The sequence below is a fragment of the Rhodococcus sp. NPDC047139 genome, from assembly GCF_040643435.1.
Taxonomy (GTDB): domain Bacteria; phylum Actinomycetota; class Actinomycetes; order Mycobacteriales; family Mycobacteriaceae; genus Rhodococcus.
On record NZ_JBEYUH010000017.1, the window covers coordinates 66816 to 82806 of the forward strand.

General features: G+C 66.5%; 13 protein-coding genes. 5 read left to right on the forward strand and 8 right to left on the reverse strand.

Features of this window, described 5'->3' with window-relative positions:
• From zwf to pgl, 3 genes are read left to right on the forward strand one after another with little or no spacing between them, the layout of a single operon-like run.
• Entirely contained in the window at positions 1-1542 is a 1542-nt protein-coding gene (gene zwf, locus ABZ789_RS19190) for a glucose-6-phosphate dehydrogenase (protein ID WP_358427006.1), read from the forward strand.
• Positions 1539-2447 (forward strand): glucose-6-phosphate dehydrogenase assembly protein OpcA, encoded by a 909-nt coding sequence (gene opcA, locus ABZ789_RS19195; protein WP_358427009.1) that lies wholly within the window; start codon positions 1539-1541, stop codon positions 2445-2447. Before zwf ends, opcA begins: the two co-directional genes overlap by 4 nt.
• Positions 2440-3198: a 6-phosphogluconolactonase gene (pgl, locus tag ABZ789_RS19200; RefSeq protein WP_358427012.1), complete on the forward strand. Its 759-nt coding sequence runs from the start codon at positions 2440-2442 to the stop codon at positions 3196-3198. The genes opcA and pgl overlap by 8 nt, the downstream gene beginning before the upstream one ends.
• Before the next feature lie 337 nt (positions 3199-3535).
• Here the strand turns inward: pgl and ABZ789_RS19205 are convergent, their stop codons facing one another.
• The 4 genes from ABZ789_RS19205 to ABZ789_RS19220 form a co-directional block, all read right to left on the reverse strand.
• Positions 3536-5305 (reverse strand): GMC family oxidoreductase N-terminal domain-containing protein, encoded by a 1770-nt coding sequence (locus ABZ789_RS19205; protein WP_358427015.1) that lies wholly within the window; start codon positions 5303-5305, stop codon positions 3536-3538.
• Positions 5306-5986, reverse strand: coding sequence for a hypothetical protein (locus tag ABZ789_RS19210; protein ID WP_358427018.1), 681 nt, complete (start codon positions 5984-5986; stop codon positions 5306-5308).
• Between the two features lie 136 nt (positions 5987-6122).
• Positions 6123-7334 (reverse strand): hypothetical protein, encoded by a 1212-nt coding sequence (locus ABZ789_RS19215; protein ID WP_358427021.1) that lies wholly within the window; start codon positions 7332-7334, stop codon positions 6123-6125.
• 44 nt (positions 7335-7378) lie between these two features.
• Entirely contained in the window at positions 7379-8533 is a 1155-nt protein-coding gene (locus tag ABZ789_RS19220) for a DUF2235 domain-containing protein (protein WP_358427023.1), read from the reverse strand.
• 483 nt (positions 8534-9016) lie between these two features.
• Between ABZ789_RS19220 and ABZ789_RS19225 the strand changes: the two genes are divergently transcribed.
• Positions 9017-10465, forward strand: coding sequence for an MFS transporter (locus tag ABZ789_RS19225; RefSeq protein WP_358427026.1), 1449 nt, complete (start codon positions 9017-9019; stop codon positions 10463-10465).
• 70 nt (positions 10466-10535) lie between these two features.
• A complete protein-coding gene (locus ABZ789_RS19230; protein ID WP_358427029.1) occupies positions 10536-11024 on the forward strand; it encodes an SRPBCC domain-containing protein in 489 nt (162 codons plus the stop codon).
• Between the two features lie 84 nt (positions 11025-11108).
• On the opposite strand, the gene ABZ789_RS19235 is transcribed toward ABZ789_RS19230, so the two are convergent.
• The 4 genes from ABZ789_RS19235 to secG form a co-directional block, all read right to left on the reverse strand.
• The gene (locus tag ABZ789_RS19235) at positions 11109-12359 is read right to left on the reverse strand and encodes an RNA polymerase sigma factor (protein ID WP_358427032.1); all 1251 of its coding nucleotides are present in this window, start codon (positions 12357-12359) and stop codon (positions 11109-11111) included.
• A 6-nt stretch (positions 12360-12365) separates the two neighbouring features.
• Positions 12366-12701 (reverse strand): YciI family protein, encoded by a 336-nt coding sequence (locus tag ABZ789_RS19240; protein WP_358427034.1) that lies wholly within the window; start codon positions 12699-12701, stop codon positions 12366-12368.
• Positions 12702-12790: 89 nt separating this feature from the next.
• Positions 12791-15553 (reverse strand): phosphoenolpyruvate carboxylase, encoded by a 2763-nt coding sequence (gene ppc, locus ABZ789_RS19245; protein ID WP_358427037.1) that lies wholly within the window; start codon positions 15551-15553, stop codon positions 12791-12793.
• A 66-nt stretch (positions 15554-15619) separates the two neighbouring features.
• Positions 15620-15853: a preprotein translocase subunit SecG gene (secG, locus tag ABZ789_RS19250; protein WP_241384647.1), complete on the reverse strand. Its 234-nt coding sequence runs from the start codon at positions 15851-15853 to the stop codon at positions 15620-15622.
• Positions 15854-15991: the final 138 nt, after the last annotated feature.

The following is a 15991-nucleotide window of genomic DNA, read 5'->3' on the forward strand; positions in this document are numbered from 1 at the left end:
GTGCCCGAATCCGGTGCGGCGGAGTGGGTGAATCCGCTCCGGGACAACAGAGATCGCAGGCTTCCCCGAATCGCCGGCCCGTGTGCACTGGTGATCTTCGGGGTCACCGGCGATCTGGCCCGGCGCAAGCTGATGCCCGCCGTCTACGATCTCGCCAATCGCGGGCTCCTACCGCCCGGATTCGCGCTCGTCGGATTCGCACGGAGAGAGTGGGCCGACGAGGATTTCGGCCGGGTGGTCCACGACGCCGTGCGTGAGCATTCGCGAACTCCCTTCCGCGAGGAGGTCTGGCAACGCCTCTCGGAAGGGATCCGCTTCGTGCAAGGCACCTTCGACGACGATGCGGCGTTCGCGGAACTCGCCACGACCCTCGAGAAGCTCGATCGCGAACGAGGCACGGCGGGCAACCACGCGTTCTACCTCTCGGTGCCCCCGGCCGCCTTCCCCGTGGTGTGCGGGCAGCTGTCGCGGTCGGGCCTGGCGGTCGCAAACGACGGCGCGTGGAGCCGCGTCGTCATCGAAAAGCCCTTCGGTCACGATCTGGAGACTGCACGCGAGCTGAATTCGGTGGTCGGTGAGGTGTTCTCGGAGGATTCCGTCTTCCGCATCGACCACTATCTCGGCAAGGAAACCGTGCAGAACATCCTCGCGTTGCGCTTCGCGAACCAGATGTTCGAGCCGGTGTGGAACGCCCACTATGTCGACCACGTGCAGATCACGATGGCCGAGGACATCGGCCTCGGTGGCCGGGCGGGCTACTACGACGGCATCGGCGCTGCACGCGATGTCATCCAGAACCACCTGCTGCAGCTGCTCGCCTTCACCGCGATGGAGGAGCCGGTGAGCTTCGCCGCGTCGGAACTGCGTGCGGAGAAGATCAAGGTGCTGTCGGCGACACGCCCGGCGGAGCCGTTCGAGGAGACCACTGCGCGTGGCCAGTACGCCGCCGGATGGCAAGGCGGCGAGAAGGTCGTCGGCCTGCTCGAGGAGCAGGGTTTCGCGAAGGACTCGACCACCGAGACGTATGCGGCCATCACCCTCGAGGTGGATACCCGCCGGTGGGCGGGGGTTCCGTTCTACCTCCGGACCGGCAAACGGCTCGGGCGACGGGTCACCGAGATCGCGGTCGTGTTCAAACGTGCCCCGCACCTGCCGTTCGACAGGACCATGACCGAGGAACTCGGCCAGAACGCGCTCGTCATCCGCGTGCAACCCGACGAGGGCATCACCATGCGTTTCGGATCGAAGGTACCCGGCTCCGAGATGGAGGTCCGGGACGTGAACATGGACTTCAGTTACGGCCAGGCGTTCACCGTCTCGTCCCCCGAGGCGTACGAGCGGCTGATCCTGGACGTGCTCCTCGGCGTCCCGTCGCTGTTCCCGGTGGACGAGGAAGTCGAGTTGTCCTGGAAGATCCTCGATCCGGTGCTCGAGCACTGGGCGGCGAACGGGCGACCCGAACCCTACGAGGCCGGGACCTGGGGCCCGCCCTCTGCCGACGAGATGCTGCAGCGCACGGGCCGGGAATGGAGGCGCCCGTGAGGCTGCAGTTGCGCAACACCTCCGCCAACGCGATCAGCCGCAAGCTTGTGGAGTTGCGACGGTCGAGCGGAATGGTCACGCAGGGACGTGTCCTCACCTTCATCGTGTGCGCCGGCGACGCGCGGGGTCTCGATGCCTCCATCACCGCAGCGACGGAGGCGTCGAAGGAGCATCCCTGTCGCGTGATCGTGGTGGGCCGGGGTCGTCACGACGGCCCGTCGCGGCTCGACGCGGAGATCCGGGTCGCGGGCGAGGCGGGCGCCTCCGAGGCGCTCATCCTCGCCCTGCACGGCGAACTCGGCGAGCATCAGGAATCCGTCGTCGTGCCGTTCCTGTTGCCGGACACGCCGGTCGTGGCGTGGTGGCCCAATCAGGCTCCCCCGGTGCCCGCCGAGGACCCGGTGGGGCGTCTCGCCGTCCGCCGCATCACCGACGTGACCAACTCGGATGATCCGCGCGCCGAACTTGCCGCTCGCCTGTCCGGTTACCGGCCGGGCGATACGGATCTGGCGTGGGCACGAATCACCTACTGGCGCGCTCTGCTGGTCTCGGCGCTCGATCAGCCGCCGTACGAGCCTGTGCTCTCGGCCCGCGTCTCGGGTCTGCGAACCGAACCGGCGGTCGATCTGATCGCGGGCTGGCTCGCGAGTTGCGTCGACAGTCCCGTCGAGCGGGCGGTCGGCGAACTACGGGTGGAACTACGCACGGCGTCGCAGACCATCGTCCTCGAGCGGCCCCAGGAGGGTCGTGTGGCGACCCTCGCGCGCACCCACAAACCCGATTCCTTGATCAGCCTGGCGCGCCGGAACTCCGCGGAGTGTCTCGCCGAGGAACTGCGCCGACTCGATCCCGACGAAGTCTACGAAGCCGCATTGTCGGCCCTGCCGAAGGTGGAATATGTCTGATCCGGCCCGCCCGTGCGAGATTCTGCGTTTCGCCGATGCCGACGAGGTTGCACGCTCGGCAGCCGCCGCCTTCGTCGATGCGATCGTTGCCGCGCAACGCGAACGGGTGCAGGCCCACGTCGTGCTCACGGGCGGCGGTAGCGGTGTCGCGATGCTCGAGCACGTGCGCCGCGATCAGGGTCGCATCGACTGGTCTGCCGTGAACGTGTATTTCGGCGACGAGCGCTTTCTCCCGCCCGGCGACCCCGATCGGAACGAGGTGCAGGCCCGGCAGGCACTGCTCGATCACGTGCCGATCGACCCCGCCCGCATCCACGCCATGCCGGCGCTCGGCGAGGATGGATGCAGCACGCCGCAAGCATCCGCGCAGCGCTACACCGAACTGCTTGCCGCGCATTCTCCGGACGGCACCGTGCCGGTGTTCGACGTGCATCTGCTCGGCATGGGCGGAGAGGGGCACGTCAATTCGCTGTTCCCTCACACCGACGCCGTGCGTGAGTCCGAGCGCCTCGTGGTGGGTGTGGACGACTCACCCAAACCGCCGCCGGCGCGGGTGACCTTGACTCTGCCTGCGGTACGGCGGGCACGCCAGGTGTGGTTGCTGGTGACCGGCGCCGCCAAGGCGGACGCGGTCGCGGCAGCTGTGGGAGGTGCCGCAGCAGAAGAGATTCCGGCAGCCGGCGCCTGCGGAACCGAACGCACCGTGTGGTTCCTCGATCCGCAAGCGGCGTCGCAGCTCCCGGCCGCCTGACCGAGCAGGCCGGCCGGCGAGCACTTCAGGCAGTCGTGCCGTCGAAGTCGGGATCGTCGACGTCGTCCGCCTCCTGGTGTCGGTCGCGGGAGGGGTTCTCGTCGAGATGGGTTCGCACGCATCGAATCCGGATTGCCGAGCGCGGCCCCGCCGTAGACCGGAGAGTGCGCAGGGGTGATCGGCCCGGGACACATCGCACCGTTCGTGGGTCCATGCCGGTGAACTCCTCCCGTCGTGGACCGTTGTCCTTCACGGCCCCTTGTCTCGTTCGACGCACCGAGACGCCCGACGGTTCCCCTCCACGCGAATCACTCGCTCGCGCGAGGGTTCCCGGAGTTCAGATGCCGCACTCGATCACCGCTGCCGTGACCCGGTCGTCGATCGACGACACCGGGCTCTCCCGTCCCACCCAGGCGCTGCCCCCGAAATACTTCGCGAAGATCTTCTCTGCGGTACGGGTAGCGACCGCCTGTGTCGTCAACGTCGGGTTCGGACCTCCGAGGCTGTTGGCCAGCGCGGAATTGTCCGCCACGAACAGCCTTTTCACCCATCGTGCCTCGGCGTCCGCGTCGAGCACCGAATCCTGTTCGCTCAGGCCCATCCTCATACTCGACTGTGAGTGCAGGATCAGCGGGGGCCAATCGCACCGATGTACCCTCTTCGCGCCCGCCGCCCGCATCAATTCGACCGCTTTTCGGGTCGCGTAGTCGCGATTGCGGCGGGTGCGGGCCGATCGCCGGCGATGATGCACGGTCACGCGGGGCGCCAGGCCGCCCTCGTCCGGATACAGGATCGGTGAAAGCGTCACCCGGTTCTCCGGTTCGACGTCGTCGTCGGAAATGACGAGCGCCGCGAGGACCCGATCGGTATCCGCCATCGTATCGAGCAGGTCGCGCCCCACGAGTCGCCCCATGCTGTCGGCACCCGCGGAATCGACGACACTCCCGGCTCGTCCGTGTCCGTGGATCCCGGAGTCGCTGAAGTTCAGCGCATACGCGATCAACGCCGGGGGCAGGCCCACCTGTTCAATCCCGCCGTATCCGGGCAGGTCGACACGCGCATTCGAACCCGGACCTCTCGTCTGGCCGGTGTACTCGTCGAACACACCGAAGACCGCGTCCATGTGGTGGTCGGTGAGGCCGCGGCCGACCCATCCGTTGGGGTTCGGCAGCCCCGAGTTCAACCACAGGCGCGGGGCCTCGATGCAGCCTGCTGCGAGCACGACCACCGGGGCGGTCGCTTCGTGCTCCTCCCCCGCCCTGGTGAACCTCACACCGCGGGCGGTGGTCTCCCCGTTCACGTCTTCGACAAGGATGTCGGACACGACCGCATCGGTGATCAGCGTGACGGGGCGGCCCTGGGGCGACCAGGCATCCGCCGTGAGCATCATCGGTACATACGAATTGTCGGTGGAGCGCTTGGCCTTGAGATTTCGCGGCGCGCCCATCGGAAGGAAACATCCCTGGTAACAATGCCCGCACATCGTGCATCCCTGGGCTTCCGGGTATCGCAATCGCGAGCGGTCGCGGGTGCGCGCGGCCGTTCCGGAGGGCTGCAGGATCGCGTTCTGCTGAGCCCGGTGGGAGGCCCGGGTCGTGTCGAGCGATGTCTGGTGCGGCAACCCGATTCCGGCTGCGCCACGAAGGAACAGTTGTTCCTTCGCGCCCATGGGCGCGGTCTGCACCGGCAGCGTGGCCTCCACCCACTCGTAATAGGGCCGAAGTTCGTCGTAGCCGAACGGGAACAGGTGTGCCGTGTCGTACATGTCGCGATCGGCACCCTCGTAACCCATGAATGCCCCGGCTGCGGCACGAGGCGAGTTTCCGAAGAAGTGCAGCGTGGTGCCACCGACTCCCGATACCTGCCACACGAACGAGTTCTGGGGCAGGTCACGCAGCCACGGGGTGCGCGACCGGTCGCCCGGCCCGTGGCGGAACAACCCGGTGATGGGGTTGTTGACATCGTCCTCGAAGTGCGTCCATTCGTTCTCGGGGTCGGCGAATCGGGGACCGGCCTCGAGCACGAGGACATCGAGTCCACGAGCTGCGAGTTCCTTGGCCACGACGGGCCCGCCGCCGCCCGCGCCGATGACGATGACGTCGGTCATCTACCCCTCCACCTTGTCGATTCCGCCGTAGTAGCCGAGGAACTCGTCCCACCCGTCGCTCGGCCCGGCGTAGTTGCTCAGCTCCCAGCCGACCGGCCGCCCCGTGACTTCACGCCGCGTGCGGTCGTACGCGGAAACCTCCGAGAAGGCGGCGAAGGCCGCGAGGGTGGGAATCGCGTTGACCACGAATTTCAGCACGAGGCCTTCGAAGCGCGGATCGGTGTCGAGCCATTCGAAGACCTGCGCCTTGCGCGCATGACTCAGGTTCGCGAACGGCGCCGCAAACGGTCCGTTCACCGAACCCGGATCAGCGGTGACACCGAAGGTGTTGAGCAACAACGCGATTGCTGCCGCACCCGGCAGATTCCCCGCGGCCGGTCCGAGCAGTGGAACCGGCGATGCCTGGTCCAGGGTCCGCTCGAGGGACTGCGCGGTGGCCACCGTCACGCCACCCGGGACGTCGGTCCACACACCCTGCTGGTGCGAATACGGATCGTTTCCGGGCACGACGAACGCCAGCACACCGTTGATCGTGTCGCGCACCGGTGGCGTCTCGCTCAGGGGACTGGCGTCCGCTTCGCGTGCGAACGTCCCTGCAGTGCCCACCAGCGCTGCCATCGTGGCGGCCATCCCGGCAAGGAAACGTCGTCTGCTCCAATGTCCGGGCTGCACTCCCGTCATGTAACCCCCTCATCGACTCCATCCGGAAGCCTACGAGAGGTAACGGAATGATCGCGGTATTTCGCCCGGATTCTTCCTCTCCGTACTGCTCGTCCGGTTCGAACACCGCATGCCCGTGTCGGCCGCTGCCGGATCGTCAGTCCGGGATCGCTCCGGTTTCTCGCCTGTCCGCCCCACGCACGTTCTCCAGTACGACCTGGCCTTGCTGGTCGACGAGCCGGGTGAACAGCTGCTGCGCGTAGCCGAACACGAGCGCCCAGGCAACGATCTGCGCCGAGGTGTCCAGGGCACCGAGTCCCGGGACGAATTGACCGCGCAGCAGCAGCAATCCCAGAAACGCGGTGATTGCGCCCATGGGAAGTTTGAGCGCTGCGAGTGCGACAGGGAGCCCGTACCGTTCCGACGACCCCTTGAGACCACGAATCGCGGCGGCAGCCGCCACCGCAGCAGCCGTCGACCCGACCAGTTCGATGACCAGGAGGTCGGCAGGCCGGACGGTCTGCGTGAGCATGTCGTCGACTTGGCGCCCGTCCGACGCCGGCTCGCCGCTCATCGGGACGAACGGCTCGGATTGAGCATTCGGGCACACCACCATCGCCGTACCCGAATCCTCGGGAACGAAGCACATGGGGACGAGCGCCGGGTAGATCAGTCCCGTGATCGCGATCCCGACGGCGAGAAGCGCCATGAGCACGGTCGTGGTAACCACGATGTTACGAAAACTTCGGAGCCGCACTTGTTCTCGAAGCGCAGCCGAACTCGCCGACCGAACGACGGCAACGATCTTGGGTCGCTCGTCCTCCACGAGCCGTAGCCGGTCGGCCCGTTTCGGCTCGGCGGTCACCGGCAGCGATGGGTCGAGGCCTCCCCCCATTCCGAGCTTCCGCGTGAAACCCTCGAACTCTCGTCTGCGGGGATCGTCCGGATGCAGATGACACTGCACATGCCTGAGGAGGCAGGGCATCCGGCCGAGCACCTTCTCGGCCGGTTCCAGGTTCAGCAGATGCGCTTCGACAGCGTCGAGATTGTTCATCGCGCGTTCCATCAAAGGACCCCCGCGTAGAACGAGAGCCGACCGGCGCACGCGGAACCTGCCCGATCCCGCAGCTTCACGAGCGGCATCGAGATGACGGCGGACGGCGCCGCACAGGACCCGGCCCTGCAGACACGGGTGCAGTTCTTCCACGCATACGCAGTGGGCTTCGAGTTCCGCAGCGCGTGTGAGCGTGTCCTCCTGCCACCCGACGCCTGCCGGACCGCCGAGCTTGTCGAATCGGATGGCGGTCCTGTCCTCACCGACGGATGGCGGGTGGGGTCGTCCGTCGCCCTGAGTAGCTGCGGTGGACATCGGGGCCTCCTCGTAACCGACTCACTCCGAGAACACGAGTGTGGCTACGCGTCCACGGAATGCGATTGCAGCTGCGTACGTTTCGAGATCGATTCGATACGAGTGGATGGATCGACTCGTCGACGCTCCAACTCTTTGATCCACCAACCGACATTGGACAGGCTCCCCGTTCCCTCCTCGACCGACCTCTTCCAATGTGCGTATGCCGGCTCCGCGAGGCGGACGTCACAGTCACCCGATTGTCCGTCGGACTCCCGGATCTCGAGAATGCGACGGCCTTGCCTGAACCGATGATCCGGCCGGCGAGCCAGGCGTCGACCGACGACCTCGACCGTCCCCGCGAGCTCATACCAGCCCGTCATCGAATCGTGTGACTCTGTACGAGGATCGATTCGCGGTTCGACATCGGACCAATCGTGGAACACGAGACCACGTTCTCCCGCCTCGCGCATCATCCACGACAGCGTGATGTCCGAAAGTTCGGACTCCTCGTAGCCTCCCCCGATGTCTGTGTGGACGCCTTGGAACCACACCTGTTTCACGTCGGTTCCTGTGGCCTTCCCTCTGCTCCAGACAGAAGGGGTGAACGGCCGGCGTCGTTCGTCCAAGGCGAGAGCCTGCCGAGCGAACCGGACGCACGGAGCCAGTTCGACGTTGTGGAAGCCGTACTTCCTCCTCCCGAGGCCGGGCACGCCCATCGTGCCCACGGTGTCGAACACGCCCAGGAATCCGATTTCGACGTCGCTCTCGGGATGGCAGAGCTTCCGGAACGATTCCTTGTCCTTCGAAGATGCCGGTGTGTCGTTGCGGTAGACAGCTATTGCGTTCTTGAGCTCGTTTCGTGCCACTCCGTCGGACGTCAGCAGTCCGATCCTCGAGATCATGCCCACCAGGCTTCGCGCCGTATACGCGCCGCGGCTGAATCCGAACACGAAGACTTCGTCCCCCGGGTTGTAGTTCAATGCCAGGAATCGGTAGGCCCCCACGAGAGCGGTGTCGAGTCCGAGACCGAACGCGCCACCGAGTACACGATCTGTGCGAGTGGCTCCGGTTCCGACCCCACTGGAGTAGTAGGCGATCTGCACAGGACCACCACTCGGTTCCGGATCGACTGCGCGTGCAATCTTCTCGATATTCGACACGTTGATCTCGTCGGCACGTTTCCAGGTGCCGTCGCAGCAGATGACCAGGCGTTTCATCGGTACCTCCGGTTGTGCTGTCACATCGACATCGAGCGTGTCGGAATCTGCGCACCGGGACACGAGTAGTCCGCTACCCGATTCCGGCAGATGGCGAGCTCGCCTGGTGAGCCGTGCGGAATCCCGCCTCGGTGCGCATTCGCTTCGTCCCGGGTGTCCGAAACACTCACCTCATGTACGCCCCGCAGGCCCGATCCGCACGGTTGCTCCGTCGGTTACCGCGTCGGCCCGGAGAAGTTCGAGTAGGGCACTACTCGTGTCCGGGCCCGCCGACGACGCACAATAGGAATATCGAGCAGGTGAACCGGTAATGGTTCGCCTCGTCCGAGGAGAAGTGATTCGAATGCGCAACATGGAGCGACGAGTACCGCAGTGGTGATCCCGCCCTTCGGCGGTCCGATCCCGGCGTGCCCCGTTTCATGCTGCTACGCCTCCGACTCCGGCTCTCGACCCGTCGAGTGCCGACTTCCCCAAGGACCCGCCATGTCCTCGCACAATGCGGCTGTTCCGCACCTCTCAGCACCTGCGTCGGTCACCCCTGCACCGACACACCACGACATTCTGCGCGTGCTTCTCCCCCTGCTCGCAGCATTGTTCGCCGCGTTGCTCTCGAGCACCGTGGCGATACCCGCGCTACCCGCGGTCGTCACCGAATTCGACGGTGGCTCCGTCGCATCGACGTGGGTCATCACGGTCGCGCTGCTGGCCAATGCAACGTCGACACCGATCTGGGGGTCGTTGTCCGACCGTCACGAAACCAGGTTCCTGATCCAAGCAGCGTTGCTGACCCTGACGGTCGGTTCCGTGATGTCGGCCGCCGCCCCCGCCCTGTTCGCCCTCCTGGCAGGACGGGTGGTGCAGGGAGTCGGCCTGGGCGGCGTCGTTGCTGTCACCGTGGCCGTTCTGGGTGCGCTCATTCCGCCGCGAGAGCAGGGCCGCTACTCCGGGTACGGCGCCGTCGTGATGGCAGTGTCGATGGCCGGCGGTCCGTTGCTCGGCGGAGCACTCGTCGACACTCCCCTCGGGTGGCGTACCTGCTTCCTCGTTCCGGCAGCGCCTGCCGTGCTTGCTCTGATCACACTTCGACGCACGTTGAAGCCGAGAAAGCGGAACTCCTCGGGTGCACGGATCGATTGGATGGGCGCGGTCCTGCTCACCGGAGGGGTGGTATTGCTTCTCGTGTGGGTCACCGGCAGCGGAGGACGCGACGAGGGCCGGCTGTCGTGGCCCGGGGCCGGCTACCTGATCGTCGGAGGTGTTCTCCTCGTCGCTGCGGTGGCCGTCGAGCGTCGCGCATCCCTGCCAGTGGTTCCCGTCGATCTGCTCGGGCAACGTACCGTCGCCTGCACCGTCGTCGTGTCCGTGGTCTCGGGATTCGCATTCTATGCGGCTCTGTCCTTCCTCAGTGACCACCTCCAATCAGCCCGTCATCACACTGCCACTGCCACAGGGATTCTCCTGACGCCTCTGGTGTTGGGTCTCGCCCTGTCGTCCTACGCATCGGGTCTCCTGATCACCCGATACGGCAAGTGGAAGGCGATGCTGGTGGCCGGGGCGGTGCTCCAATTCTTCGGATGCACGATGCTCGCCTTCGTCGACCGGACCGCACCGATCTGGCAGATCGAAGTTGCGGTCGCACTACTCGGTCTCGGCATCGGGGTTCTGCTGCAGAACGTCGTGGCGTTGGTGCAGAACATCGTGACTCCGGAGCGTTTCGGAGCGGCCGGTGCAGCGGTCTTCTTCTTCCGCCTCATGGGCGCCGCAGTGGGACTGCCTCTCCTCGCCACCACGGTCCCGCCACACGGCGACGGCACCACGCGGGTATTTCTCCACATGTCGGTTCTGTCTCTCGTAGGGCTTGCCGCAGTAGCGCTACTGCCGAACCAACGGTTGCGCGCGTCGCTCGACCCCGCCCCCGAATCAGCACGGTGAAACCCGGTTGCGCCGCCGACGGATGCAGGACAATACCGATAGCGGTGAGCAAGCACCGAGAGGAGTTGCGATGAGCACGCCGAGGACAGTGACCGGTGAAGTGAGCCCGGAACGCGATTGCCCGAGCGATTCGTCGATGGTCCGCCTCGTCTATCGTCGCAATTTCCTTCTCCCGATCGGTGAAGTCTGGGCCGCGCTCACCGAACCCGAGAAGCTGGAGCGCTGGTACGGCACGTACACGGGCGATCCGACGTCGGGTCGTGTGCGGTTGACCATGACCGACGACCACGACGTTGCCACCACCGACGTCGAGATACTGCGATGCACTCCACCGGCCCGATTCGCTGTCGATCAGGACGGATGGCTGCTCGAGGTGGCGCTGCGCCAGGTCGGACAGGTCACCAGCCTGGAGTTCACTCATCGTCATGTTCCGCGATCGGAGGTCGGTGAGATCGGGCCGGGCTGGCAGTACTACCTCGACAAACTGAACGCGGCGTTGACCGATACTCCGCCGCCGCTGTGGGAGGACTATCTGGAACTGGTGGACGAATATCGCTGAGCATCGATCGACAGTTCGGTTCCGGGTCATCGGCCGGCGCATCGGAACGCGCCGGCCTCTCGGGATCCCGGCCCGGAGGGTCGGTCACCGGTGGTGGGGCTCCCCTAGTTCCGCCAGCCTTGCTCGAAGATGCCGCCGTTCGGGCTCGGTGCCGACCAAATCGAGTGCACGCCGGTACCCCTCCGCTGCTTCGGAGTTCCGGCCCGATCGACGCAGCAGCTCGGCCCGCGCCACCGCATACGGCCCGTAGTCACGCAGTCCCGGTTCGTCGACGAGGCGCTCGAGCAGTGCGAGTCCTGCCTCGGGGCCGTCGCGCATCGCCACCGCGACAGCCCTGTTCAGAGCGACGACCGGGGACGGACTCAGGACAGCCAGCAGGTCGTAGAGCGCGACGATCTGCGGCCAGTCGGTGCTGTCGACATCGCTCGCTTCGTCGTGCAGCGCAGCGACGGCGGCCTGCACGCCGTACGGACCGGGCGGCCCGCCGGTGAGTGCGGTGACCACCAGTGCACTGCCCTCCTCGATCATCGAGTGGTCCCATCGGGTGCGATCCTGCACGTCGAGCAGCATCACCGTGCCCGAGGGGTCGATGCGCGCGTCCCGACGGGCATGGACGAGCAGCATCAGCGCGAGCAGGCCGGTCACCTCGCGTTCGGAAGGCATCAGCCGGTGCAGAATGCTGGTGAGGCGGATCGCTTCGTCGGCGATGTCGATACGTTGCAGGCGCTCTCCGCTGCTCGCGGCATATCCCTCGGTGAAGATCGAATAGAGCGCCGCGAGCACCACCGGCAACCGCTCGGGCAGTTCGTCGCGGCCGGGTACCCGGAACGGAATTCGCCCACCTCGAATCCTCTTCTTGGCCCGCACGATTCGTTGTGCCATCGTGGCGGTCGGGACGAGGAAGGCGCGGGCGACCTCGCTCGTCGTGAGTCCACCGAGACAGCGCAGGATCAATGCGATGCGGTCGTCGGCGGCAAGGGCGGGGTGAGCGCAGGTGAAGAACAGTTCGAGTCTGTCGTCGGGCAGCTCGCCACCTTCGGGTGTTTCCTGCGCAGTGCGGCGTTCGGTGTCGATGGCAAGTTCGGCCAGCCTCGTCGCGTAGACCCGGTCGCGACGCACCCGGTCCAGCGCTCTTCGCCTGGCGGTGGTGAACAGCCAGGCACCCGGGCGTTCGGGGACGCCGTCGACCGGCCAGTGCACGAGCGCCGCCTCGAGCGCGTCCGATGCGACCTCCTCGGCGAGGTCGAGATCGCCGAAGCGATGGACGAGCGCCGCAAGGAGCCGGCCGTGTTCCTCTCGGAACACCGCTTCCACGGCGCCGGCCGGCTCCCCCACTGCTGCTCAGTTCCCGAAATCGGCGATCGGACGCACGACGACCTTGCCGTCCCTCGAACCGGGACATCGCGCCGCCCAGTCGAGTGCCTCGTCGAGACTGCCGACGTCGATCACGTCGTATCCGCCGAGCACCTCACGAGATTCCCCGAACGGCCCGTCGGTGACCGTGCGCCGCCCGTCCGCGTCGACCTGCACGATCGTGGCGGTGACGAGGTCCTGCAAGGAGTGCCCGGACACGAGGACCCCGGCGTCGCGCATGGCTTTTTCGTAGTCCTGCCAGTCCGAGACGCTGCACTCGGGTTCGTCGGTCGTGGATGCGTAGATCAGCAGCATGTACTTCATGGCGGTCGCTCCCGTCTGTGTGTTGTTCGTCGTACACCATCACGACGAACGGATGCGTGCCGTATCGACACTTCACCGGGAAATTCTTCTCAGCCGCTGTTGCGCAGGGCGGTGGCGAGACCGTTCATGGTGATCTGGATGCCGCGCCGCACCCGCTCGGTGTCCTCCCCGGCGCGGAATCTGCGTAACAGTTCCACCTGCAGATGGTTGAGCGGTTCGAGATAGGGGAACCGGTTGTGCAGCGACCGCTCGAGTGCGGGATTGTCCGCGACGAGCGAGTCGAAACCCGTGATCTGCTTGTAGGCGTCGACCGTGCGGGCATGCTCGTCGACGATGCTGCCGAATACTCGCTCGCGCAGTTCGGTGTCCTCGACGAGTTCGGAGTACCGGGCGGCAAGGCCGAGATCGGCCTTTGCGAGCACCTGCGCCATATTCGACAGCACCGAGCGGAAGAACGGCCAACGCCGATAGAGATCCTGCAGGGTGGCCCACCGTCGGGGATCGCCGGCCACCCAGTCGTGCACCGCCGTCCCGGTTCCGTACCAGCCCGGAAGCATCACCCGGCTCTGGGTCCAGGACAGCACCCACGGGATAGCTCGAAGGTCGCTGATGGCCTTCGTCTGTTTACGGGAAGCGGGGCGGCTGCCGATGTTGAGGGCGCCGATCTCCGAGACGGGGGTGGCTGTGGTGAAGTAATCCACGAAACCCGGAGTCTCGTGCACGAGCCGGCTGTAGGCGGCGCGGGCCCGATCGGCGAGGTCGTCGAGGATCCGATAGGCCTCCGGCGCGTCGGCGCCGAGTCCTTCGACATCGAGCAGACTCGATTCGAGTGTGGCGGAAACAAGTGCTTCGAGGTTCCGGCGCGCGAGCACCGGTTCGCGGTACTTCGCGGCGATGACCTCCCCTTGCTCGGTGAGGCGCAGCGAACCCTTCACCGCTCCGGGCGGCTGGGCAAGGATCGCGTCGTAACTCGGTCCGCCACCGCGGCCGACGGTGCCGCCGCGGCCGTGAAACAGGCGCAGGCGGATCCCGGCGGCGCGTGCAGCCTCGACGAGGTCGAGTTCGGCGCGGTAGAGCGCCCAGTTGGCAGCGAGATATCCGCCGTCCTTGTTGGAATCGGAGTATCCGAGCATCACCTCCTGCAATCCGTCGTGCCCGTCGACGAGGCTCCGGAATTCGGGCACGTGGAGGGCCGCTGTCAGCGTGGCGGCGCCGCCGCGCAGATCGTCGATGGTTTCGAAGAGCGGGATGACCTGCACGGTACTGCGGGGATACCCGCGGTCGAGGTCGAGCAGACCGACCTCCTTGAGCAAGATCTCGACTTCGAGCAGGTCGGACACCGAGGTGCACATGCTGATGATGTAGTGCTCGATGGCGGACGGTCCGATGCGGCGGACCACCTCGGCGGCGGCACGCAGAATGCCGAGTTCCTTGGCGGTCTCCTCGGACAGGTTTGCCTCGGGTGCGGTGAGCGGACGGCGGATGCGAAGTTCCGAGGTGAGAAGAGCGACCTTGTCGTCCTCCGGGAGGTCCCGGTACCGGTCGGTCACCCCGGCCCAGGCGAGCAGCTCGGCGACGACCTTCTCGTGGACCTCCGAGTTCTGCCGCAGGTCGAGCGGTGCGAGGTGGAAGCCGAATACTTCGATGGCACTGCGTAACCGGGTAAGCCTGTCGTCGGCGATCACCGCGGCCCCACCGGCACGCAATGATGCATCGACGATGCTCAGATCGGCATGCAGGCGGGCCGGCGAACGGTACGACTCGCACGGCAGGTCGACCACGTGGGGCAGGTCCACCCCCGCAAGCAGGCGGGCTGCGGTAGCGGTGAGCCGGGCGCGGATGCCGTGGACGGCGCGCCGGTACGGCTCGTCGCTGTGGGCGGGATCGTCGTCACCGGAGGCGTCGGCGAGATCCATCAGCGCGCTGCTGATGGTCGCGGTCCGTTCGGACATCGACAGTTCGCGTTCGAGCGCGGCGAGTTCGGTGAGGTGGTGACGCAGCGCGGTCTCGCAGGCACGGTTCGCTGCGGTGGTGACGACCCCGGCGTCGACGTTGGGGTTTCCGTCACGATCGCCACCGATCCAGGTCCCCGGGCGGACCAGTGGCTGGGTGAGCACTGCCGCGTCGGGCCACCGACGCCGCAACTCACGGCGCACTTCGGCATTGAGAGCGGGCACGACGTCGAACAGAGCGAGGTCGTAGTAGCGCAGGCCGTTGTCGATCTCGTCGCTGATCCGTAGCCGCGCAAGCCTGATCAGCGCGGTGTCCCACAGGGTGAGGATGTGGCGGTACAGCGCACGATCGATGACTTGGAGCGTTGCGGGATCCTCGGTGCGCTCCCGGCGTCGCATGAGGTCGGTGACCGCGGTCTGGACGTCGAAGATCGTGCGCCGCCGAGTCTCGGTGGGGTGAGCCGTAATGACGGGCGCGACAAGCGCGGCCGACAGCGCATCCGCCACGGTGTCGGTGTCCAGGCCCGGACGGGCGGCATCGAGTTTGGCGTAGGTGGCGGCGAGGCTGCTGTCCTGGGGTGCATCGCCTGCGCGCACGTGCAGTGCACGGCGGCGTTCGCGGTGCAGATCCTCGGCGAGATTGGCGAGCAGGCCGAAATGGCTGAACGCTCGGGCGACCGGGAGCAGGTCCTCGGTGGCGACGTCGGCGAAACGTGCCGCGAGCTCGGTGCGATCGATCTCGGAGCGGCGGATCCGGAAACTCTCGACTCGGGCCGCTTCCACCAGGTCGAAGGTGTCACTGCCCGCCTGCTCACGGATGACGTTGCCGAGAATGCCGCCGAGCAGGCGGATGTCCTCGCGCAGGGGTTCGGTCGCAGAAGCAGGCACGGTGTCCGTCATGCCGACAAGTATCGGCGGCGAAGGGCCGGCGCGCGACCGCGGCAACGGTCCCTGCGCGGGAGCGGGTCAGCTGAACTTGATCTGCAGACCGATGCCGAGGATCGCGATGACCCAGATGATGCCGGTGAAGACGGTGAGACGGTCGAGATTCTTCTCCGCCACCGAGGAGCCCGAGAGATTGGACTGGACTCCGCCACCGAACAGGCTGGACAGGCCGCCGCCCTTACCGCGGTGCAGCAGCACCAGCAGGATGAGCAGCAAGCTCGTGACGATCAGGAGGATGTCCAGGAACAGTTCCATGTCGGCGTTCGATGTCCTTCGGATGATGGGTGACGTCGGCGTCAGCTTACCCGCTCGTCGGGCGGGGACTCCGTGGGTGTGCCGGTCGCGGCCGGCGAACGCGCCTCCGGCAACCGGAGACGAGCAGGGCGTTGCCGC